At 70.5% G+C, this 22,012-nt stretch carries 23 protein-coding genes; 15 read left to right on the plus strand and 8 right to left on the minus strand.

Annotated features, from left to right (window positions below; genetic code table 11):
• The first annotated feature begins 32 nt into the window (after positions 1–32).
• Both ACFXKZ_RS14275 and ACFXKZ_RS14280 read left to right on the plus strand, forming a co-directional pair.
• The gene (locus tag ACFXKZ_RS14275) at positions 33–1,241 is read left to right on the plus strand and encodes a methyltransferase domain-containing protein (protein ID WP_380000075.1); all 1,209 of its coding nucleotides are present in this window, start codon (positions 33–35) and stop codon (positions 1,239–1,241) included.
• 218 nt (positions 1,242–1,459) lie between these two features.
• Entirely contained in the window at positions 1,460–1,894 is a 435-nt protein-coding gene (locus tag ACFXKZ_RS14280) for a hypothetical protein (RefSeq protein WP_380000077.1), read from the plus strand.
• 181 nt (positions 1,895–2,075) lie between these two features.
• Here ACFXKZ_RS14280 and ACFXKZ_RS14285 read toward each other — a convergent pair whose 3' ends face one another.
• Positions 2,076–2,354: a 3'-5' exonuclease gene (locus tag ACFXKZ_RS14285; RefSeq protein WP_380000079.1), complete on the minus strand. Its 279-nt coding sequence runs from the start codon at positions 2,352–2,354 to the stop codon at positions 2,076–2,078.
• Positions 2,355–2,925: 571 nt separating this feature from the next.
• Positions 2,926–4,125 (minus strand): hypothetical protein, encoded by a 1,200-nt coding sequence (locus ACFXKZ_RS14290; protein ID WP_380000081.1) that lies wholly within the window; start codon positions 4,123–4,125, stop codon positions 2,926–2,928.
• A gap of 1,011 nt (positions 4,126–5,136) precedes the next feature.
• Here ACFXKZ_RS14290 and ACFXKZ_RS14295 point away from each other — a divergent pair.
• Complete coding sequence (locus ACFXKZ_RS14295; RefSeq protein ID WP_380000083.1) at positions 5,137–5,892, plus strand: helicase associated domain-containing protein; 756 nt, start codon at positions 5,137–5,139, stop codon at positions 5,890–5,892.
• 107 nt (positions 5,893–5,999) lie between these two features.
• On the opposite strand, the gene ACFXKZ_RS14300 is transcribed toward ACFXKZ_RS14295, so the two are convergent.
• On the minus strand, positions 6,000–6,299 hold the full coding sequence (locus ACFXKZ_RS14300; protein ID WP_380000085.1) for a hypothetical protein: 300 nt from the start codon (positions 6,297–6,299) through the stop codon (positions 6,000–6,002).
• A gap of 602 nt (positions 6,300–6,901) precedes the next feature.
• On the opposite strand from ACFXKZ_RS14300, the gene ACFXKZ_RS14305 reads away from it, so the two are divergent.
• Entirely contained in the window at positions 6,902–7,726 is an 825-nt protein-coding gene (locus ACFXKZ_RS14305) for a helicase associated domain-containing protein (protein ID WP_380000087.1), read from the plus strand.
• A gap of 168 nt (positions 7,727–7,894) precedes the next feature.
• On the opposite strand, the gene ACFXKZ_RS14310 is transcribed toward ACFXKZ_RS14305, so the two are convergent.
• Positions 7,895–8,320 (minus strand): YidB family protein, encoded by a 426-nt coding sequence (locus ACFXKZ_RS14310; protein WP_380000089.1) that lies wholly within the window; start codon positions 8,318–8,320, stop codon positions 7,895–7,897.
• Positions 8,321–8,336: 16 nt separating this feature from the next.
• On the opposite strand from ACFXKZ_RS14310, the gene ACFXKZ_RS14315 reads away from it, so the two are divergent.
• The 4 genes from ACFXKZ_RS14315 to ACFXKZ_RS14330 all read left to right on the plus strand — a co-directional run bounded on the left by ACFXKZ_RS14315 (position 8,337) and on the right by ACFXKZ_RS14330 (position 13,077).
• A complete protein-coding gene (locus ACFXKZ_RS14315) occupies positions 8,337–8,765 on the plus strand; it encodes a helicase associated domain-containing protein (protein ID WP_380000091.1) in 429 nt (142 codons plus the stop codon).
• 349 nt (positions 8,766–9,114) lie between these two features.
• The gene (locus ACFXKZ_RS14320) at positions 9,115–10,347 is read left to right on the plus strand and encodes a hypothetical protein (RefSeq protein ID WP_380000093.1); all 1,233 of its coding nucleotides are present in this window, start codon (positions 9,115–9,117) and stop codon (positions 10,345–10,347) included.
• Between the two features lie 482 nt (positions 10,348–10,829).
• Positions 10,830–11,000, plus strand: coding sequence for a hypothetical protein (locus ACFXKZ_RS14325; protein WP_380000094.1), 171 nt, complete (start codon positions 10,830–10,832; stop codon positions 10,998–11,000).
• A gap of 556 nt (positions 11,001–11,556) precedes the next feature.
• Positions 11,557–13,077 (plus strand): hypothetical protein, encoded by a 1,521-nt coding sequence (locus ACFXKZ_RS14330; RefSeq protein ID WP_380000096.1) that lies wholly within the window; start codon positions 11,557–11,559, stop codon positions 13,075–13,077.
• 551 nt (positions 13,078–13,628) lie between these two features.
• Here the strand turns inward: ACFXKZ_RS14330 and ACFXKZ_RS14335 are convergent.
• Positions 13,629–13,955, minus strand: coding sequence for a hypothetical protein (locus ACFXKZ_RS14335; protein ID WP_380000098.1), 327 nt, complete (start codon positions 13,953–13,955; stop codon positions 13,629–13,631).
• 769 nt (positions 13,956–14,724) lie between these two features.
• Between ACFXKZ_RS14335 and ACFXKZ_RS14340 the strand changes: the two genes are divergently transcribed.
• Both ACFXKZ_RS14340 and ACFXKZ_RS14345 read left to right on the plus strand, forming a co-directional pair.
• Positions 14,725–15,087 (plus strand): hypothetical protein, encoded by a 363-nt coding sequence (locus ACFXKZ_RS14340; RefSeq protein WP_380000100.1) that lies wholly within the window; start codon positions 14,725–14,727, stop codon positions 15,085–15,087.
• A 127-nt stretch (positions 15,088–15,214) separates the two neighbouring features.
• Complete coding sequence (locus tag ACFXKZ_RS14345; RefSeq protein WP_380000102.1) at positions 15,215–15,478, plus strand: Helicase associated domain protein; 264 nt, start codon at positions 15,215–15,217, stop codon at positions 15,476–15,478.
• A 485-nt stretch (positions 15,479–15,963) separates the two neighbouring features.
• Here the strand turns inward: ACFXKZ_RS14345 and ACFXKZ_RS14350 are convergent, their stop codons facing one another.
• Positions 15,964–16,200, minus strand: a complete 237-nt coding sequence (locus tag ACFXKZ_RS14350) for a hypothetical protein (protein ID WP_380000104.1) — start codon at positions 16,198–16,200, stop codon at positions 15,964–15,966.
• A gap of 250 nt (positions 16,201–16,450) precedes the next feature.
• A complete protein-coding gene (locus ACFXKZ_RS14355; RefSeq protein WP_380000106.1) occupies positions 16,451–17,020 on the minus strand; it encodes a histidine phosphatase family protein in 570 nt (189 codons plus the stop codon).
• 241 nt (positions 17,021–17,261) lie between these two features.
• Here ACFXKZ_RS14355 and ACFXKZ_RS14360 point away from each other — a divergent pair, with 241 nt between their 5' ends.
• The 4 genes from ACFXKZ_RS14360 (at position 17,262) to ACFXKZ_RS14375 (ending at position 19,620) form a co-directional block, all read left to right on the plus strand.
• On the plus strand, positions 17,262–17,630 hold the full coding sequence (locus ACFXKZ_RS14360) for a hypothetical protein (protein ID WP_380000108.1): 369 nt from the start codon (positions 17,262–17,264) through the stop codon (positions 17,628–17,630).
• Between the two features lie 320 nt (positions 17,631–17,950).
• Positions 17,951–18,631 (plus strand): hypothetical protein, encoded by a 681-nt coding sequence (locus tag ACFXKZ_RS14365; protein WP_380000109.1) that lies wholly within the window; start codon positions 17,951–17,953, stop codon positions 18,629–18,631.
• A gap of 181 nt (positions 18,632–18,812) precedes the next feature.
• Positions 18,813–19,031, plus strand: a complete 219-nt coding sequence (locus ACFXKZ_RS14370; RefSeq protein ID WP_380000110.1) for a hypothetical protein — start codon at positions 18,813–18,815, stop codon at positions 19,029–19,031.
• 220 nt (positions 19,032–19,251) lie between these two features.
• On the plus strand, positions 19,252–19,620 hold the full coding sequence (locus tag ACFXKZ_RS14375) for a hypothetical protein (protein WP_380000112.1): 369 nt from the start codon (positions 19,252–19,254) through the stop codon (positions 19,618–19,620).
• Between the two features lie 410 nt (positions 19,621–20,030).
• Here the strand turns inward: ACFXKZ_RS14375 and ACFXKZ_RS14380 are convergent, their stop codons facing one another.
• Positions 20,031–20,180, minus strand: a complete 150-nt coding sequence (locus tag ACFXKZ_RS14380) for a hypothetical protein (RefSeq protein ID WP_380000114.1) — start codon at positions 20,178–20,180, stop codon at positions 20,031–20,033.
• Positions 20,181–20,407: 227 nt separating this feature from the next.
• Here ACFXKZ_RS14380 and ACFXKZ_RS14385 point away from each other — a divergent pair, with 227 nt between their 5' ends.
• Entirely contained in the window at positions 20,408–21,976 is a 1,569-nt protein-coding gene (locus tag ACFXKZ_RS14385; RefSeq protein WP_380000116.1) for a tetratricopeptide repeat protein, read from the plus strand.
• Positions 21,977–22,012: the final 36 nt, after the last annotated feature.

A 22,012-nucleotide genomic window follows, 5' to 3' on the forward strand; every position in this document is an offset into this window, starting at 1 on the left:
AACCCCGGCACCCCCACGAAGAAGTGAGTGACATGGCGGTCGACACCGACATCGCGGCCGCGGATACGGAGCAGGCCCCCCGGGGCCTGCTCCGCCGCGTCGAGGACGTCGTCGGGGCGCTGCCCGGGCCCTGGCGCGAGGCGTTCGCGGGGGTGCCGCGGCACGCGTTCCTGCCCGACGTGATCTGGCTGCGCACCGCGGACGGCCTCGGGCACGAGCGGGTGGTCCGCGGGGAGGATCCGGCGCGGTGGTGGGACGCGGCCTACGCGGACGTCCCCGTGGTCGTGCAGGTGCGCGACGGGATGCCGTGGGAGCCCGGGCAGACGCCGTGGCCGTCGTCGTCGGTGTCGCAGCCCTCGATCGTCGCCGCGACGCTGCTCGCGCTCGAACCGGCCGTCGACGACACGGTGTTGGAGATCGGCACCGGTGCCGGCTGGAACGCCGGGCTCCTGGCCCACCGGCTCGGAGGCGATCGGGTGGTCACCGTGGAGGTGGATCCGGTCCTGGCCGCGAGCGCGAGCGGGCGCCTGGAGGCACTCGACCTGCGCCCGCGCGTGGTCACCGGCGACGGCGAACAGGGATGGGCGCCGGGCGGCCCGTACCGGCGGATCGTGTGCACGTGCTCGGTCACCCGCGTCCCCGGGGCGTGGCTGGAGCAGAGCACGCCCGGCGGGCGGATCGTCACACCGTGGGCCACCGCCTGGACCGCCTACGGCATCCTGCGCCTGGACGTCGGCGAAGACGGCGGAGCGCGTGGGAGGTTCGGTCCCGGTGGGGCGTTCATGGCCATGCGCGGGCACCGCTCCCCCGTCGCCGACGTGGCCGACGTCGTCCGTCCCGACCACCGGCCCGACACGTCGATCACCACGCTGTCGCCGTGGGCCGTCGCGGGCGGCGACCGCCACGACGAGGCCGTCATGGGCCTGCTGCTACCCGGACTGTGGACCCACTGGAACGACGAACCCGACGAGATCGGCGTGCGATCACGGCTGTGGGTCGGCGACGACGCCGGGACATCGTGGGCGAGCGTCGACTACGACGGACACCAGCTCGACACCTTCCACGTCCGCCAACACGGGCCCCGCCGCGTCTGGGACGAGGTCGAAACGGCGTGGGGGTGGTGGAACGAGCACGGACGTCCCGCCTTCGACACCTTCGGCCTCGACGTCCTGCCCGACGGGGAGCAGCGGGTGTGGTGCGACAAGGCGCCCTGTGCGGCCTGGGCGGTACCCCGACACTGACGGCAGCCTGCCGACGCACGTGCGGGGGCCGTCGGTACGAGGGGCACTCGACCTGGCAGGCATCGATTGCCAGGGGGCGCACCGGGGCGCGGGACAGCACCGCGGCACGGTCGCCCGAGCCCGCTCGACAGCCCCGACCGTAGCGACCGTGCCTCATCCGGGCCGGGAACCGGAACCCGTCCGGGTGGGGCTCCCGGGGGCACCGATACGTTGAGGCGATGACCGGGTTCGACGACACCAGCCGACGGCAACTCTCCCTGGTGTTGCACGAATACGCCGAACACGCCCTGGACGAGGTGGCCATACTGCGGGTGCGGACGAAGTACGGGGACGTATACCTCGAGATGTTCCGTACGTTCCCCCCGGGCACCATCGACGGCTACTTCCACTCGATCGACCCTCTGCTGCCGCCGCTCGGCGCGCGGGAGAACCGCTTCACCCCCGCCCACGAGATCCGACTCGCCCTCCTGCTCCACGCCTACGCCGAACACGAACTCGACCAGTGGACCGCGCTGGAGACACGCACCACCCGAGGTCCGGTCTTCATCGGCATCACCAACTCGACTCCCTACAGCGGAACCCACGACGACGCCCGGCCGCTCGACCACCTCCTCCCCACACCGGCCACCGACAACCGAAGCGACGCCCGCTGAACCCGCAGAAACCACCGGCGGCCCCTGCGAGACCATCGAGGAGCGGGCCCATCCGACCGGGCGCACGTCCGATGTCGGGACGAGGACCCTGGCGCACGACCGGGGGCCGTCCCCGGCGTCGGGTCGAAGCCCTCCGTCCTCGGCCGCGCCGGGGGCGTGTCGGTGCCGTTGGGAACGGTCGTCAGATGGTTCCGGGCGGGTCTTTGAGCATGTCGTTGAGGAATCGGGTTCGGCCGTCGGAGTGCCTGGTCCCGAAGCGGGTGTAGTGGTGTTCGCCGGTGAGCAGGACGATCTCGTGTTGGGCACGGGTGACCGCGACGTAGAACATGTGTCGGGCGGCCTGGAGGGCTCGCGGGCTTTGCTTGTCGTGGTAGTTGGGGACGACACCGTCCATGAGGCACGGCAGGATGACAACGGAGAATTCTCGGCCTTTGGCGTTGTGGTAGGTCGTGATGGTCACACGGCCCGGGATGCGTCCGCTTGGTCCTCGGGGCGCGAGGCAACGAAAGGTCGGCCGCCGACTCGTTGGCGTATGGGATTGAAGAGGTCCGAGATGCGGTGAGGCTGTCGGCGAGCGCCGAAGCCCGGTGAAGGAGACCGAGGCGTTCTCCCCCTGGAGCGCGGTTTGATCGCCGCCGTCGACCGGTGCGTGCCCACCGCGACCGCCCGGTGCGGAACGCCGCAGGAGCCGGCCGAGAGGGCTACCGGCTCGCGGTGTCGATCGTCTCGTGAATCCCCCGGTTCGATATCTTCGCAGGTCAAAGACTTGATTCGGTCCTCGACCGTACTCGTTTTCGGTTTGCTCTCGGGACCGATCGCGTTTTCCGGCCGTGATCCATGACGCAGTCCCGCGTCTCGCGTTGGTCCGGTAGCGACTGGGACCGAGGCTGTCGAGCCGTGGTCGGCCGAGTTGGGGTCGTTGCTCTCGCGGGTGGGACGTCGCCTCGGTCCGGCGGGAGCCGCCCGCAGCAACGGATGCGGGGCCACGTCGCGCGGTGTCGCTTGACGCTACGGACTCCCCGGTGACGGGTTCAGTCGAAGAAGCAGACGATGCGCCCATCGGTCATTGTAGGTACGAATCCCTCGATCAGAGCTTGAGCCCCGGCAGAACCCACGCCCGAATGCGTGTCACTGAATGCCCATATGCCCACGTTGAAGGTGTAATAATGCCCTGCGCTTGCCACCCATTCGACATACAACGGACTATCCGTTATATAGTCGGCACCGCTACCACCGTGGTCCGACTCAAAGCCGCTCACGCGGCTACGCCAGAGTTTATGACTCGCGGAGGTCAGCAGATTCGCGTCCTCCATGACGGTGCATTCCACGCCGCCCTCGGATGTGGCGTTGCCTCCGAGACTTTGGGCTCCTACAGCGAAGCTGTGCCGCATTCGCCGCACGGAGTCCGCCCCCCACTTACAGTGGCGGGAAGGCAGACTGAGGCCGAAACCCGCATGCGCCTCGACGAACGTGTTGGCCCCTCCGGGAACGAGCCCCCCCGATCGTGCGTCCAGCGCCAGAATTCCGGAAGGGCGTTCGGTCACCACGCGGAAGGGTGCACTGCCAGCTGTGTGGAACCAGTTCCAGCTGTAGTGGTAGGGCGGAACCTCGACCGTGTCGGTGAGTCCCCGCAGAACGATCTCGGCGTTCCCCGCACCAGTGAGCGACTCGTATTCGCCCGGCGCGGTCAGGGAGGCGAAGTCGTCAAATTGCGGCCGGGTTTGCAGTTCGCCGAGCGCCTTGGCTGCATCGGGATCCCCTTCAATCAACTTCACGAGCGGTCGGTTGATCTCGGCCGCCAGGGCCGCACGCTCGGATTCCGCAGCGAGGACTCGCGAGGTCGCCTCCATCGAACGCGCGGCCATGGCCGCAATCGAACGTTCTACCAGTGCACGCTGCTCAAGCGGCACATCGCCTTCGAAATCGATCCGAACGGCTCGCCTGCTGTCCGTCAAAAATGTGGAAGTCATGATGTCCCTCACGGCGCTCACATTGCTGCCAAAACGCTCGAAAAGTCGACGTTCACGCCGGGGCGGTGACGCCTCCCAGCGAAACCGATACAAGCGCTCGCCACCGATTGCAAAGGAATACGCTCGTAAAATCGGGGCGGTCGGGCGGACGGAATGGATTTCCGTCCATGCCTCGTCTGAAGCCCTCGCCTGCCGACCCCGGCCTTCGATTGCCGGACGACCCGTCACGTCAAGGCTACGCCCAGCGCCAAGCATGTTCATCCGGAGAGGGTTGCCTGGTCGAGCGTAAAGACGGGATGGATCTCTCGGTTCGGTGAGGTCGAGAAGGACGACAGGCGGAGCCGACGTCCGGACGTCATCGCAGGAGGACTCGGTCCATGGGGCGAGAGCGCCGGCAGGATCGCAGGCTGATCGAGGTTTTGTGGCCCGCCGCTGCCACTATCGATGCAGAATCCGCCGATATTCAGCAATCCACCGAGACACCCCAGATAGGTTAGAAACAGGAAACAGCTCGACATGGCCACTGACCTGCGAAGATATCGAACCGCCGCTGGAGTACTACTGCTGTATTCCTCAAAGGGTGTACACGAACCGGCGCCGTAATGTACGGGTCGGTGGGGCGGGTCCACCCCACATCCAGGGTTTGGCCCGGGTGTTGAGTTGGGTTGTCGCGACGCGGGTGGCGTGGTCTATCTCGTCCAAGTTGACGAAGGATCGGCCTGCCAGGGCGACTTTGCGAAAGATACGCCACCATCCCTCCTGCAGGTTCAACCAGCAGGCGCCGACCGGGATGAAGACATGTTGGATCCTGAGATGGTCAACAAGCCACTGACGCTGTTGCGCGACGAGGCGGTCATCGTGACCTCGGTCCCGTCCCGGACCCGCAGGCCGCCGTGGACCCGGGTCTTCTCCGGGCCGCGGCTGAAGTCGAGCACGTTCTTGATGCGGCGCCCGTTCGGCGACCGGCCCGGCGCCGGTGGGAACGCGCGTGGGATCATCGGGCCGAGTTCGTCGACGCAGACGACCGCGTCTTCGCGCGGGCTGGTGTACAGCTCGACGATCCGCGTCCTTTTCCCGCGACATCCGGGTCCCTCTGGAGCGCCGCACGAAAACGTCACCAGAGATCGTCAGCACACGTCACCAGGATTTCTGCACCATCGGTGGCACCGCGCCCGGTCCAGCCCAGGGACCGGGCATCAATTCGTGTACCGGGCCTCCGACACTCCACGCACATCACTGACAAGCTGATGCAGATCTGCAGATGCCCTCGGGATGGTGTGGTCCGTCCACGACCAGGCGTGGGAGGACGGGCTGGCCATAGCGCGCGAATACGCCCGCTGGCACGGCACGTTGGCCGCTCCGACCGATGCCGTGGTCGACGGCTACCCCATCGGGACGTGGCTCGCGAACCGCCGCGCCCAGGACCGACGCGGAGAACTGCCTGCCGGGCGCGCCGCGGCGCTGGACGCCCTGGTCGACGGCGAACCGTGGCATCCGCCGCATTGGCCGGTCGCCTGGCAACGCCACCTCACCCACGCGGCCGAATACCTGACCGAACAGGCCGAGCAAGGCGCGGGGGCGCGGTTGGACGACGTGGGCCTGGACGTGGCTCACCGCGGGACGGGGATCGGGCGGTGGGTGGCTCGGCAGCGGTCCGGGTGGGACGGGCTGAACGAGCCGCAGCGCGAGCAGCTGCGCGCGCTCGGGCTCACCCCGCCCGCGGCGGCCGACACTGCGGCGGCCGAGGCCGAGGCCGAGGCGGCGGCGGTGCCGGTACCGGACGGGCCTCGGCCCAAGCGCACGCGCGAGCAGGCGTGGGCGATCGCGGTGGCCGCGGCGGCGGCGTACCGGAACCGGGTCGGGCACCTCGAAGTACCGCGCGCCCACGTGGAGACGGTGGTGGCGTTCGACGGGTGGCCCGAGGACGTACGGCTGGGGGTGTGGGTCACCACCACCAGGAGCAGGCGGGCGAAACTGCCAGCCGAACGCATCGAGGTGTTGGACGCGTTGGGCATGCGGTGGACATAACAGTGCTTCGCACCCATGAAGAAGCCGGCCCGATCGGGCCGGCTTCTTCATGGGTGTCAGCCCCTCGCTGGAGTCGCCGTTTACCAATGAGAACCCCGAAATATGGGCTAGAAATTGGTGAACCGCCACCGTTGATCGGCGGGCGGGTTAGTGGTGTAGCTGCAGGTGGCTTGCATGAACGGAACGTTCAGGTTGCCGTTCTGGGGAACCAGACAATTACCCGTGGCTTTGTTTACGAGCTGCACCCATTGCGGATCGTTCGGGTCGATGATGCTGGTGTACCAATCGGCGTCCGCCTGGGCGCCCGAGCAGCCGATCTGCCGCGCCTCCTGCTGAGCGCGCGCGACCAGGCACAGATTATTACTCACATTGGAGAACCAGTACGTTGCATCAACGTTCTGATGCATTACCCATTTTTGATCCGCATACCCGCCGCAGTCCGCCTGCACAACGGGCGTCTCACCTCCCGTTGGGGGTGCGAAGATACACCTTGCACTGTAGTAGTTCTGGATATTCGAAGTGATATATCTAATCTGTGATGGCGCTTCGGCGGATGCCGTGCTGGAGAGACCAAGACTTATCAGTATTGCGGATACACATACTGTCAGCGGCGACCTGAGCGTCTTCATGGAACGTCTTTCGTCGAGAAAATACGGTTGGTCGCCATGACCGTAGCAATCCACCGACAACGAATCCATATCACGCGGCCGAATGGCTCGATCACGAATACCGACCCGTTCCGGCCACCAACCGTCCTGGAACCACACTCCCCGCGGCCCGTTCGCGGCCTCGAACTGCAGAGCCCATGCGGAGCGCGGCGTTGGACGCGCTCGGTGGAGCGCCGCACGAAAACGTCACCAGAGATCGTCAGCACACGTCACCAGGATTTCTGCACCATCGGTGGCACCGCGCCCGGTCCAGCCCAGGGACCGGGCATCAATTCGTGTACCGGGCCTCCGACACTCCACGCACATCACTGACAAGCTGATGCAGATCTGCACACGCCACGTTGGCCGCTCCGACCGATGCCGTGGTCGACGACTACCCCATCGGGACGTGGCTCTCGAACCGCCGCGCGCAGGACCGGCGGGGCGAGCTGTCCGCCGGGCGCGGCGCGGCGTTGGACGCGTTGGTGGAGGGTGAGTCGTGGCATTCGCCGGATTGGCCGGTGGCGTGGCAGCGGCACCCGACCCACGCGGACGAGTATCTGCGCGAGCGGGCCGAGCGGGGCGGGGGTGGCCGGCCCGACGACGTCGGCCTGGACGTGGTTCACCGGGGGACGTCGATGGGGCGGTGGGTGGCTCGGCAGCGGTCCGGGTGGGACGGGCTGAACGCGGCGCAGCGCGAGCAGCTGCTGGCGCTCGGGCTCACCCAGCCCGCGATGGTCGACACCTCGGCGGCCGGGGTGGCGGTGGCGGTGGCGGACGGGCCTCGGCCGAAGCGCACGCGCGAGCAGGCGTGGGCGATCGCGGTGGGCGCGGCGGCGGCGTATCGGGCCCGGGTGGGGCATGTGGAGGTGCCGCGCGCCCACGTGGAGACGGTGACCGCGTTCGACGGGTGGCCGGAGGACGTGCGGTTGGGGGTGTGGGTGACCACGACCGGGAGCAGGCGGGCGAAGCGCTCTCGGAGGAGCGGATCGCGGAGTTGGACACGTTCGGCATGCGCCGGCCGTGATGTGAACGGCCCCGGGCCGCGTGCGGTTCCGGGGCTGTTCCGTGTCGCCCCGTCACGGGGCACACAGCACGCGAGGCGAATGGTGTGGACCCCGCGAGGAGCAGCCTCCCACCGTGCCGGCCGCCCGGCCGCTCGTGGGGGTGGTTCGTCCGAACGGTGACAAACGGCCGGCCGCGGGAGCGGGATGTCGGTTGCCGCCGTGAGGTGCGGAAGGACCGTCGCCGGTCGATGCGGCTTCATGTCACCGACATCCCGCGAGAACGACCGGCACCGACGGACGGGCATCCGGACCACTGCCGCCGGCTCCCGCCCGTTCCGGGTCGCCGTCCTACACGTACTTGAGCTGAAGCGTTGCGTGACCGTCGATCGGCAACTCGTCGAGGAGCGACAGATCGGAGGCCGGCGCGATCAGGGTGAACGCTTGCACCCTGGCCTGGAGACCGGGTGTCCGGCTCCGATCGTTGGGGGTGTTCGCGTCGTCGGACGCGCCGGCGGCGATGAGTCCGGGGAGTTCGGCGGCGAGGTCCGCTGCCAGGTCACCGGACGTCCTGCCCAGGGCGTCGGCGGCCTCGGCGAGCCGATCCTCGCCGACGAGCACAACGATCTGATCGGCGGTGATCGGCTCGTTGGGGCCCTCGCCGACCCACGACCGGAGCTGTGGCTCCAGCCCGGCATCGACCAGGTTCTCCGCCGAGATCGTCAGGATCGTCGGTTCCACGCTCGGACCGCTTTCGCCGGTCCCGGACTCGCTCATCCAAAACATCCCTCCGATGAATCCACGTGACACGAGACCTTCGCCCCAGGGCGAGTCCCACCGAGCATCACGAGCGGCAACTGCTGCTGCCACCAGGGGAGATCATCGTCGATCAACGTATCCGGATGCCACAACGCGGCGGTTCCGCGACGGTCGACACCGCGACGGCCGGGGCCGGGGCGGTGGTGGCGGTGTCGGAGGGGCCTCGGCCGAAACGCGCGCGAGCAGGCGCGGGCGATCGCGGCGGGGCGCGGCGGCGGCGTACCGCGCCCGGGTGGGGCATTTGGAGGTGCCGCGCGCGGACGTGGAGTCGGTGACAGCGTTCGGCGGGTGGCCGCAGGACGTCAGGTTGGGGGTGTGGGTGACCACCACCCGGTCACGGCGGGCCGAGTTGTCCGCCGAACGCATCGCGGCACTCGACGCGTTGGGCATGCGCCGGCCGTGAGGCGGGGTGGCCGGGCCGGGTCGGGCGGGGTGGACGGGGGTTGCTCACGATGAACCCCATATACGGGCCGCGCATTCGCGGGGGCGCACATCGGCCCCCGACCGGCCCGAACACAGCCGTGGGCCCTGTCGTTTCCAAGCGCGACGGGTAATCGATCCGGGCCGGGGCGGCGTCTCGGGGTGCGGTGGCGATGGGATCGGTTGGTGCCCTGTCGTCGGCGCGCGTTTCGCGCGGTGTCGTGTTCGGGAGGGTTTCGGGGTCCCGGACGACCGCGCCCCCGGATCGATACGGTGTGTCCTGACGGTGTCACCGTCGGGTATGGCCTTCCCGGGCGAGAGGTGTCGGTCTCATGTCGTTGGTCGAGGGTTCTTCGAGGACGGTGGCGTCGGGGCGTCTGGCGGCGGCCGGTGACGACGCCGTGGTGTCACCGATCCTTCGGGCCGCCGCGGGCGCGCGGGTCACGGCGGTGGCCACCGCGACCTGGTCCGCGTTGGCGGTCACCGAGGGCGGCGTGCTGGTGGGGGCGGGCGAGGAGGCGTCGGACCTGGTGGCCGTGGTCGAGGGCAGGAGGATCCGGTCCGTCGCCGCGGGTGGCGGCGCGAGCGCGGCCGTGACCGAGGACGGCACCCTGCTCGCGGGCCCGACGTACGCCGGGGAGGTAATGCGCGCCGCCGAGGGCAGGAAGGTCGCGTCGGTGGCGATCGGCAGCGGGTTCTGCCTGGCCGTGACCGAGGACGGCGACGTCCTCGGCGCGGGCAACGACGGCTCGGGGCAGATCTCCGGGCTGCGGGCCGCCGCCGAGGGCAGGAGGGTCGTGTACGTCGCCGCGGGCATCAACGAGAGTGTGGCGGTGACCGACGACGGCGTCGTGCTGGTCTCCGATCCGCGTCAGCGATACCTGACGGACCTTGTCGAGGCGGGCACCGGTCGAGGCGTCACGGCCGTCTCGCTGGGCGGGTTCTTCGCCCTCGCCCTGAACGGCGACGGCACGCTCACCGCGACCGGGCACCACTCCGAACAGGTCGCCGGGATCATCGAGGCCGCCGCCGGCCGCGCAATCGCCACCCTGGCCGGCGGCCTCGGCGTCACCACCGCCCGCACCCGCGACGGCGTCCTGCTGGCCGCCGGCGACGACGGCCGACACCAGATCTCCGGGATCCTGGCCGCCACCGCCGGCCGCACCGTCCACACCGCGGCCGTCGGCACCCACGTCGGCCTCGCCGTGATCGCCGACGCCGACGACGACTGCGGGCCGTTGCGGCCCCGGCAGATCTGCGCGTCCTTCGTCACCACCGGCGACCCCCAGGACACCCACGCCCTGACGTTCAAGGTCGGCACCGACCACCAGGAACTCCTCTCCGGCGGGGGCTGCTCGGTCGTGGACACCCGCGACACCGAGGCCACCCACCTCGTCGTCCGCCGCGTCTCCACCGGACAGGACCTCGCCACCGGCTCCGCCTACTTCACCCACGACCCCGCCACCGGCGCCGTCGACATCGACCCCGACAAGAGCCAACTCCCCCACGGCCTGACCCACCACCGCACCGACGGCAACCGATTCACCTTCACCTGGACCACCTGAACCCCCCGTCCCCACCCGGGACCGCACATCACCCGCCCACGGGTCGGTGGGAAATCCCCGACGCGCCGCATCGCCCCACACCCTTGCAGCCCGCCCCACGGCGATCACCCTCGCGACCGGCAGTTCGTCACACGTCTCCTGACACGCGGATGCACAGGGGCACCACTACCGGGGTCGAGCCGGTTCCAAGACGAGCACCGACGGCGCCGGCCGTTCGTGGGGTCCCGATGTCCCGGACCGTGCCGGCGTACCGAGGGACGTCGATCGGTCGGTGTGGCTCGGCAGCGGTCCGGGCTGGACGGGCCGAACGAGCCGCAGCGCGAGCATCTGGTGGCGCTCGGGTGGACTCCGCCCGCGCTGGTCGACGCGGCGGCGGCCGAGGCCGGGGGCGGTGGCGGTGCCGGAGGGGCCTCGGCCGAAGCGGACGCGCGAGCAGGCGTGGGCGATCGCGGCGGGGCGCGGCGGCGGCGTACCGGGCCCGGGTGGGGCATGTGGAGGTGCCGCGCGCCCATGTGGAGTCGGTGGTGGCGTTCGACGGGTGGCCGGAGGATGTCCGGCTGGTGGTGTGGGTGACCACGACCGGGAGCAGGCGGGCGAAGCCGGCGGCCGAGCGGATCGCGGAGTCGGACGCGTTGGGGATGCGCCGGCCGTGAGTGGGGGCGGCCGGGCCGGCCCGGGGTGGATGGGGGTTGCTCACGATGAACCCCGTATACAGCCTGCGCATTTTCGAGGGTGCACATCGGCCCCCGACCGGCCCGAACACCCGCGTGGGCCCCGTCGTTTCCAAGGACGACGCCCCAGGCGACGGGGCAGGCGACGCCCCAGGCGACGGGTGAACGGTCCGGGGGTGCTCGGCATGCCGCGTCACCTCGGGTGGCGGTGGTCGTTGGGTCCGGTGTGGTGGTTCGGTGTCTCCTCGTCGCCGGGTCGGCCGCGCCGGGTCGGCCCCTCCCCCGAGGCCGGCCGGGCACATCGCGGGTGGGCGTCGGTGGTGCGCTCGTATGGCTACGACGAAGTGGTGAGCAGCTCTCTGTAGCCGGCTTGGGTCGCCCCTGTCTCGTTTTTCCGGCTTCCCGTCTTCGCCGACTGGCCGGATCTCGCAGTTCCCAAGGAACGTCTACACCCGTAGCCTCGGACTGTTCACGTATACGGAACGTTCACTATTCGTCACCCTCGGTTCCTCGGTGCATCCGGCTTGGGAGGAGACCCATGACGCAACAACCGTCCGCGGAGACAACGACCCCACACGCGCAGTTCCCGATCGTCGAATCGTTCACCGAGGACATCCCGACCAATCCTCATTGGCAACTGCTGGGCAGCGCGACGCTCGACGGGAGTCTGGAACTGACGCCCAACGCGCAGGCCAAGGCCGGCACGGCGTTTCTCGACCAGCCCTTCTCCTCGACGCTCGGCGTCACCATCGACTTCGACTACTCGTGCGAGGGCGGCGGCGGGAACGGTTTCGGGGACGGCTTCAGCGTCTACCTGATCGACGGCGCGCACACCACCGCCCCCGGGGGTCGGGGCGGCGCGCTCGGCTACTCGACCACGAAATCGGGTTCGAGCATCGTTGCCGACGGGGTCACCGCCGGTTATGTGGGCATCGGATTCGACAACTTCGGCAACTTCTCCGCTCCGGCGGCCGGTCCCGACGGCCCGGGCCGGCAGCCGAACACCGTCGGCGTCCGCGGCTCCGGCAATCTGAAGGAGGGGTTCCACTGGCTCGTCGGTGAACAGGTGGAGGGCGGCTTCCGCGGCGGGTGGGACAAGGGTGCCCACGTGCAGGTGTCCGTGATCGCCGGCCGGCTGACCGTGCGGGTGGCGGATCGGGCGAATCCGAACGGCACCCTGGTGATCGGCGACTTCGACCTCGCCGGCGCCCCCCACCAGGTGCCGGTGCCCGACACGTTCAAGCTGGGCTTCGCGGCGGGCACCGGCGGCGCCATCGCGGCGCACCGGATCCGGAATCTCGTCGTGGCGCTGCCGGTGAACATGCCGTTGGAGATGAGCGGCCCGTCGGCCGCCAAGTCGGGCGAGCGGATCGCCTACGACATCGGCGTGCAGAATCTGGGTCCCAACCACGCGCCGGACGCCGTCGTGGAGGCCGAGTTCCCGCCGGAGTTGACCGACGTGGAATTGTCCGCGCGCGGGGAGAACGGCGCGTTCTGCGGGACCGGGTCGGTGCGCGACGGCCTGCGGCTGCCGATCGATCTGCCCGTGGGCGGCAAGGCGACGATCGGCCTGACCGGCACCATCGCGGCGGACTTCCGGGGCCGGCTCACGACCTCGAGCCGGATCACCTCGCCGACCCGCGCCAACACCGCCGAGCAATACTCCGACTCGGTCCACACCGACGTCGAACCGCCCCGGGTCGGCATCGAGTACGAGCAACTCCCGGGATTCGGACAGACCTATCCCGAGGACGCGAAGGGATGGGTGATCCCCTACGACCTCACCCTCGTCGCGAACCAGGACCGGGTACTGCGATGGGAGGTCCTCTTCGACATCCCGCCCGGTGTCGGCCGGATCAACCCGACCCAGCAGTACTGGTTCACCGTGACCAGGGACGGCACCGAAGGACCGGTGATCCTCACCTCCCCCGACTCGGGACACACCATCGAACCCGGTGAACCCCTCACCTTCCGCGTACAGGTGCTCTACAAGTCCCAGTACGACGCCGGCGACGGCGCACTGCGCAACATCCGAGCCACCGAGGTGACCCGGCCGTAGCCGGACCCCCGGGCATCGGGCAGGGAACAGGGTGTGTTTGGCGGGGCGTGCTCTCCCGCGCCGAACACACCCCGGAACAACTACCGCAGATCGCCCACCTCTCGGCATCGACTGCGGCAACCGGATCGCCCGGTGGCGGATCGTGGCCGGCCCGGACGACCACGAGATGTTGCCCCGGCCGGCGAGCCGGGACTAACTGGTGCGGGCGGTGCGCGCCGCGCGCGCGGAGACGACCCGAACCGCCAGCCGGGCGGATCGGGGCTGTTCCGCATCGGCCATCGGGCCCGGGTGCTCGGAGGGTGCTCGGGTCGGTGGTACCGGGGCGCCGGGTGTGGGCGGTGTTCGAGCGGGACGACCCGGCCGAGGGGTCGCCCAGGGAAGAAGTCCGCACCCGTCCCCCGCTGTTCGGGGGGTGTGACCAGGGGAAACGGTCCCGTGGGATCGGACGCGCAGGCAACACGGTGAGCAACACGGTGGGCAATACGAAACGCAACACGGTGGGCAACAGGTACGGCAACACGGTAGGCAACCCCGGTCCGGGGCCGCCGGTTTCAAGAATCGCTCCCCGTTCGAGGCGGCCGGGCCGGCCATCGTTCACCCGCGAGCGCGCGTTCGACCAGGGCCACGGCACGCTCCGTCGCCGCGGCGCGGGATCCCTCGTACTCGTACATCCTCAACACCCCGTCGATCGCGTGCACCGGGATCGCGTCGCGCAGGTCCACCCGGGCGGTGCCGTAGCCGTTGCGCGCCGCGGCGAGCGCCGCTTGGACGTGCCGGCGAGCCATCAGCTCGTCGAGGGAGGCCGGCCACGGTGGGTCCCGGGTGGGGTTGTGTGCGCGTGCCGCGGCGAGTTCGGCGTCGTCGACCCGGGGTTCCACGAGTTGTTCGAGACCGCCCTCGCGTTGGCAGGCGAGCCAGGTCGTGATCGCTTCCCGGGCGGTTCCCGGGTGGAGGCGGCCGGGTCGCGGTGGACGCCCAGCCGGAAGCGGCCGTCGTCGTCGCGTCCGGGTCGGGGATGGCGTTGATCCGGGCGTTTTCCTCTCGGGCGGGGCTGCTCAGGCTCAGGTCACGACAGGAGGGATCGAACGAAAGTCCGTGGTCGACGAAGAGTTGGGCTGCGGCGTCGAGGTCGTCGACGGGAGTCTTTGGGAGCTCCCGCAGGTAGAAGTCCTCGGGGAGCTCGACCGGTTCCGGCCGGTTCGCGAGCCCCCCGATGCCCCGGCAGATCCGGTCGCCGTCGACCCGGACCTCGCGGAGCGACCGGATCGGCGGGGTGGGGACGACGACGCCCGGCCAAAGCGTGGGACAAAAGCGTGGGTCAACGTACGACGTCGTGACATGCCGCTCGTGGTGGTCCCGGCCGATCCGGGGGCCGCCCGATTCCGCTGGACAGCCCCTACTTTCCCGGGGAGGGATCGATGGCGGACCGGCGTGGCGACACGACGGCGACGTTTCACGCCGCGTCGCCGTCGTGTGGGCGGATTGTGCGGCGCATGGGGCGCGCCGACGTGGTGCCGGCGAGGTGCGGGCCCTGCGCGCGCGCTCCCGCCCCGTTCGTACGAGTGGTTTGCCGGTGAAGATCAGCCGATGCGATATATGCATCCCTACGGTTGGTTGTGTCTTGGTCGTCGCGGCGAAGGAGATGAGATGACTACGGCTGCTTTCCAACTCGGCGAGGTCCCGCACGGGTTCGCGTACAACGAGGACGGCAATCTCTTCCACTACAAGCACGTCGTCCTCCTCGCCACGCCGGCGGCCAACCAGACCGGCGTGTGGGGCGACTCCTGGATCAGTTTCGGCTCGGACTGGGCCGATGTCAGGCTGCGGGTGGCCGTCCACGACGGCTCGACGTGGGTCTGGGTCAAGCACATCGACGTGGTCGCGGCGAACGGACGGGTCGCCCAGCAACTCCCGGCCGGCGCTCAGAAGATCAGCATCGGCCGGGAGAAGAAGGCCGCCAACGACTTCGTGGACAACGCGCCCGTCGGCTGGCTGCTCGAAGTGAAGTAGTCACGGGCGAGCGGTGCGGTGTCCCGACCCGGGACACCGCACCGCTCGCGTTCGTCGCCCGTTACCCGTCCGGGATCCCACCGCGACGGTCGACGCGGCGGCCGAGGCCGAGGCCGAGGCTGCGACGGTGCCGGTGCCAGTGCCGGAGGGGCCTCGGCCCAAGCGCACGCGCGAGCAGGCGTGGGCGATCGCGCCAGCCGCGGCGGCCTACCGGGCCCGGGTGGGGCACCTGGAAGTCCCGCGCGCCCACGTGGAGTCGGTGACCGCGTTCGACGGGTGGCCGGAGGACGTCAGGTCGGGGGTGTGGGTGACCACGACCAAGAGCAGGCGGGCGAAGCCGGCGGCCGAACGCATCGCCGAGATGGACACGTTGGGCATGCGCTGGACGTGAGCCGGGGGCGGCCGGGCCGGACGTGGGTGGGTTGGGGTTACTCACGATGGACCCCATATACAGCCTGCGCATGTTCGAGGGTGCACATCGGCCCCCGACCGGCCCGAACGCCGGTTCCTGGCCCGTCGTTTCCAAGGACGACGCCCCAGGCTACGGGGCAGACGACGGGTAATCGGTCGGCCGGGTCGGGTCTCGTTCGGGTGAACTTCGGGGTGCCGGGGCGGGTTCGGTGCCAGGGTGGTCGGGTGCCCGGTCGTGGGGTCCACACATTCGCCTTGTGGCGTGCTGTGCGGGTGTGCCCCGCGGAATCCGGCATCGGGGAAGGGCGTCGACCGCTGTGCGGTCGGCGCCCCTTTCTTTGTGTTCCGCCGCGTCCTGCCGGGGCCGCCTTCACAACGCCCCACCTGCCGGGCCCCGGGCCCCCGGGGGGCCGGGGCGGCCACGCGGGGCCGACGGTGCGCGCGAGGGCGCCGCGGTCGTGGTGTCTAGGGTTCGGTCTTGCGGCGGGTGAGCGGGCGGACGGTGTTCGACGCGGTGTCCGGAGCGAGCGCGTCCACGCGTCGGGGCGGGGGCGCCACCGCCTGGGAGAAGTTCGCGAACGGCTCCGCCGCGGCGATCAAAGCCGCCGGCGCCGCGGCGGTCTCCGCGTCCGGGTACTCGGCCAACGCGGCACGCGCCCGCGTGATCGCCGCACGCAACTCCTCATGCCGGCCGGTGGGCATCGACGCCTTCCCCCGGGATCGAAACGACGCGAGTCACCCTCACATCCCGCCCGCACACGGCCCCCTCGCCCAAGACCGACGCGACGACACGGTACGAACCACGGCCGGTCGGTGAGTGGACCGGGGTGATCGACCTCGGTCGGGCCGGGTCGGCGGTCGGCGTGCGCCCGATTGCGGCGGGTGGTCGCTCGGGCGAACGTCGCCTGAAACGGCAGTAGTTACACCTTGGACTGGATATCGACAGTCGCCATTACGGCACGTTCCACGCGAGCACGACCGGCAGCTCGTGCTCGTAACCCAGCGTGTTGATCGTCCCCGGATGCGGGTGCCCGAACTGCCGCGCGGCCGACGCGTCGAGCCCGAGCCAGCGCGCGGCGAGGATGCGTGACAGGTGGCCGTGCGCAACGACGGCCACGTCGCCCTTGTCCAGCAGCGGCCGGACCCGGCCGAGGAAGGCGTCGACCCGCACCGTCACCTGCCCGAGACCCTCGCCGGCGTCGACGCCGTCGCGCCACAGCTCCCAGCCAGGCTTGAGCTCCTGGATCTGCTCGGCGGTCAGCCCCTCGTAGCGACCGTAGTCCCACTCGATCAGGTCCGTGTCGGGCTCCGCGCCGCTCAGCCCCGCCAGTTCGGCGGTCCGCACGGCACGAGTCAGCGGGCTGCTGTAGACGGCGGCGAACCCTCGTTCGGCCAGCCGAGGCGCAAGCGCACGCGCCGCGTGCTCCCCCGCCTCGGTCAGCGGCAGGTCGGTACGGCCGGCATGCCTGCCGGTCCGGCTCCATGCAGTCTCGCCGTGCCTGATCAACACCAATTCACCCATGGCTGTGGACCGTATCTCACATCGAACACAGGGCGAACGTTGCCCGATGCGGCACTGGCCGGGTCGGGCGCAGCCGCAGCGCCGGGCGGGGCGGACTTCTTCCCCGGGCCACCCCGTCCAGGGGTGGCCCGGGGAGGAAGTCCGCGCACGGCGGCGGGTGTTCGGGGGTCACGACCAGGGGGAACGGTCGTGTGCGGCCGGATGCGTAGGCAACACGTATGGCAATACGTACGGCAATACGGTGGGCAACACGTACGGCAACACGGTAGGCAACCCGCCGCCCGGGTCGCCGGTTTCAAAATCGCCCCCCGTTCGGGGCTGCCGGGCCGGCCACCGCTCACCCGCGAGCGCGCGTTCGACCAGGACTACGGCGCGCTCGGTCGCCGCAGCGCGGGAACCCTCGTACTCGTACATCCTGATCGACGTCGACCAGGCGCACGCACACCTGACCGTCGCCGCCGCGCAACTGGCCGCCGCGCACTGCCTGGTGCTCGGCACAGCGGACGACCCGGCCGGGCGGACCGCGCTCCTGCCCGCACTCGCCACCGTCGCCGAGGCACTGACCGCACTCCTGTTGGACACCACCGGCGGCACCCGCCCGGCCGACTGACATGCGGGGGCGCTCGGACGGGGTCGGCGCGCGGACGCGCAGGATCGGTGTCGGGGCCGGCCTCGGGTTGGGCGGGCGTGGTCCAGTCGGCCGGCCCGGCGGGCCCAACGGGAGCGGGCGCAGCGGTGGACCGGGTGGCTCGGGTCCAGCGGCGTGTGCGCACGCCGGCGAAGTTCGGCCTCGGGGAAACCACATGGGCCGAATGGGCCGAGATACCCCTTCCGGCCGGTGATCGGGTGCTGTCTGATGGGGCGAGGCGTCCGGGAACACGACGCCCGCGGACACCTGGGGGATGGATGTCGACCGGTACCGGACCCGCCATGGATCCCTGGGCGCAGCGGCGGGTTTCCGTGAGTGGTGTGACGTTGCGGCTTCCGGCGGTGGTGTTGGTGTTCGTGGTGGTGGATCTGGCGTGGGAGGTGGTGAAGGCGAATCTGGATCGTGGGGTTCGGGGGGAGTGGCCGTGGCGGTTCACGGTGTTGGACGTGTCTTCGTGTGCCACGCTGGTGACGTTGTTGGGTGGGATTGTGGTGACCCGGGTTCAGTTGTCGCATACGTTGCGTCCGGTTTTGAGTTGGTCCGGGTTCAGGGGTGATAGTCATCAGGTGGTGGATTCGCGCCGGACGGTGATGGTACGGAACGCGGGGGGCGGGCGAGCGGTGGTGTGTTCGGTGTCGTATCGGCTGCGGGCGGCCGAGGCGTACGCGGGTCGGGTCGCGGAGCCGCCGGGGTGGGTTCATTTCAATGTCGTTGTCGACTTCTTCGAGGCGCTCGGGCTCGAGCGGGATCGGGATTTCTTCCTCCTGCATGTCGGGGCCGGTGCGGCGATACCGATGTCGAGCAACTGGCGTGACGGCATGGAGCTTCTCGCATTGAATGCCAAAGGCCGGGAGCGGCTGTCCGTGGTTGACATCAGGCTCGTGGTCTGCGATGTCCTGGGTGACACTCACCAACGTGATCTCCACGGCATCCGCCCGAGTGTTACCAGCTCTGCCACGTGACGGCCCGTCCGAGCGCACGAACGTGGACGGCTCCTCGCATCGGGTCGGCGACGACGCCCTGCGGGCCGGCCTCATCGCTGCGACCGAGAAGCACCTTGCGGCGTGGGCGGAAACGCTCACGCCGCACGTTCGCCGCTGTGGGCGCCGAGGACTTCGCCGTGCTGGACCGCAAGGGGGGAGAGTGCACGATGCCGGCCGGGCGCGGGAGGGGCCCGCGCGGCTGGAGGATCGCACCGTGGTGTTCGAGTTCGAGGACGATCCGTTGCGGGCACGGGTGCTGTCGATGCCGGGCGCGGTCCGCGTGGCGGACACCGCGCAGTTGCATCTCGCGTTGACGCCGGATCTGGCGTCGGGCGGACGTGGGTGTGGCACCCGACCGAGGCGGGCCGGCGCGCCCTGATCGAGGCCGGGGCGCCCGAGCGACGGCGCGCGGCTACCGGCGAGGCGGCGCTGCGCAACGGGTTGGCCGCGCGCGCTCACCGTGACGGCGACCGCGATCGAGTTCGCCCGGCACGGGTGGGGCGAGATCACGGACTGGGCGGTGGAGGTGGCGCACCCGATCGAGGGCGGGCGGGTCACCACCGACGCGGTGCTGACGCTGGAGCACCGGTGGCTGGTGGGTGGAGGTCGATCGGGCGTCGATGCAGGCGTGGCGCCTGGCGCGGAAGGTCGCCGCCTACGGCCGGTACGCCACCCACCGCGTGCACCTCGGACCCAAACGGCTCCAGGGATCGACCCGGCCCGCATGGCAGGCCACGTACCCCGGGCCGCGGTGCCCCTCCCTCCTGGTCGTCCTCGCCGGCGCCGGTCGAGCCGAACTCGACCGACGCAGCAACCGCGTGATGCGCGCCGCGCTGAAGGTGCCGGCAGTGCGCGACGGGGCGTTGATCGTCAACATCTGCCGCTTCGACGCGCTGCGCGAACACGGACCCGACGCAACGATCCGGACGAACTCCGCCGAGATCCTGCGCCGGGGCGCCGACCGGTAGCCGCAGGGGTGGGGTACGGGGTGCGGTCGGCGGTGGGTTCGAGGGTGAAACGTACCCGAGCCGGGCCGGCCGTGTCGTGCCTGGTCAGGGGCCCCGGTTCGCCGGAGTGCCGTTGCCCCGGCTCCTGGATGTGCTCGCGGCCGGACCGGCGTTGCGGGGTGAGGTTGTCGGAACGGTTTGCCGCGGGCGATGGTGTCGAGGGATTTGCCGGCGATCCAGTGGGCGGTGGAGAGCAGTTCGAAGCCCGCGATGCAGTCGGCCAGGCGTGCGTGTTCGGCGGGGGTGAGGTCGTCGGGGGTCTCGGGGTCGACGGACCGTCCGCCGAATCGAACGACGACGCGCCCACGTCGATTCCGCGACGACCACGGGTTTCCCGGTGCCGCCGCAGCGGCAACCGGGAGGCACGGGGGTCAGTCCCGGGTCAGGGTGCGCAGGACCCATTCGCCCAGTGCGCGGGCCAGGCCCGCCGCGACCGCGGCGCCCAGTGTCCGCGTCCAGCGTGTGCGGGCCCGCCCGGAACCGGGGACGGAGGCTCGGTCGTTCGTGTCGTCGTGATGCATCGCGGTGCCCCTTCGGGAGTCGGGTCGGGTGTGGTCTCGGCGCCGTGTGTCCACCGTCGCGGGGCCGGGCGTGGGCAGGTCTCCAGATCGCACGGCGCCGGTCGAAGGTCGTGCGCGTACGACAGCAAGTCGTGCGCGATCGATCACCGAACCGCCTGCGGGAATCCGGGCCGACGCGCCAGAATTGGCGCAACCTGGCGGGAGTTGGCACACGAGGGGGCGCCCGGATGGCGATCGCGATGCCCGACGAGAACGCGTTGCCGGCCGGACCGCGGCGGGACCTGGTGGAGGCGGTGCACGCGTTGTACCGCGACGCCGGACGACCCGGCACGCGCGCGATGGCCGACGCCATCACCAGGGATCAGTCCCTGGACGCGACGATCGCGCACGAGACGCTCAACCACCTCCTGCACGGGCGGGCCGTCCCCGACTGGCGGCGCCTGGAATCCACCGTGCGCCATCTCGCGAAGAACTCGGTCCACCGCCCGGACCCCGACGCCGTAGCCCTGCGCTTCCACGCCCTGTGGGACACCGAACGCGACGCCCGCACCCCGAACCCCGTGCCGACGCCGGTCCCCCGCCTCGCCGATCCACCGACCACGGCGCGCACACCGGACCCGAACCACGGAGGCGAACCACCGCCGGACGCGGAAACGCCTCCCCCGGCCACTCCCGAACCGTCGCCGGGGACACCGACATCACGCGCCCCGGAACCCGGCCGGGCGGAGCGGACGCACCTGCGGGCGTTGGAGCTGTACCGCGAACTCGGCGACGCCGACGGTCAGGCCACCGCGCTGGACGCGTTGGCCGACATCAAGCGCACGCACGGTCGAGGCGCCGAGGAGGAGGAACTGCGCTTGCGGACGATCACGTTGTACCGCGACGCCGGCCGGCACACGGCGCACGCCGGCGCTCTGGTGCGACTCGGCTGGGCACGACGCTGGCGACACGACTACCTCGGCGCCGCACACACGCATCGACAGGCACTCGAACTCCACGAGCACCTCGACGATCGCCCGGGGCGAGCCGACGCGCTTCTGGGACTGGGCATCGCGCTCCTGCTCGCGGGCGATCACGCGGACGCCGAACCGGTCCTGCGCGAAAGCCGGGAGTGCAACCGCACGCTCGAGCGTCGACAGCAGCAGGCCGAGGCCACGCTGAACCTGGGCAGCGCCCTGGGAAAACGGGGCGACCTCGAAGGCGCCGAGGCCCTCCACGCCCAGGCCCTCGAGCTCTACCGCGACCTCCACGACCGCCACGCCCGGGCCCGCGGCCTCGACGCCCTGGGCGACGCCCGACGCGACCTCGACGACCCCGCGGGCGCCGAACCCCTACATGCCGAAGCCCTCGGGTTGTACCGGGACGTCGGCGACCGCTACGGCCAGGCCAACGCCCTCACCGGCCAAGGCCGGGCACTCCGGGCCCTCGGGAACCACACCGAAGCCAAACCCCTGCACCGCGAGGCCCACCGATTGTGGGAGGAAGCGGGCAGCCACCGCGGCCGCGCCGTCGCCCTCCTCGACCTGAGCCACATCCGAAACGCGCTCGGCGACCACTCCCAAGCCACGTCGCTGCAACGACAGGCACTCGAACTGTTCACCGAACTCGACGACGACCACAGCCGCGCCGACACCCTTCTGGCCCTGGGATGCACCCATCAGTACCTGGGCGACCACACCGGCGCGGAACCGCTCCTCGAACAGGCCCTCGACCTGTATCGCGCATTCGGCGACCGCGCCCAACAGGCCCGGACACTCACCGCCCTCGGCCACACCCACCACGCCCTCGACCGATAGACACACCGCCGCGCCGACCCCGCATCTTTCGCACCC

The sequence above is a fragment of the Embleya sp. NPDC059237 genome (genome assembly GCF_042754105.1).
Classification (GTDB): Bacteria; Actinomycetota; Actinomycetes; order Streptomycetales; family Streptomycetaceae; genus Embleya.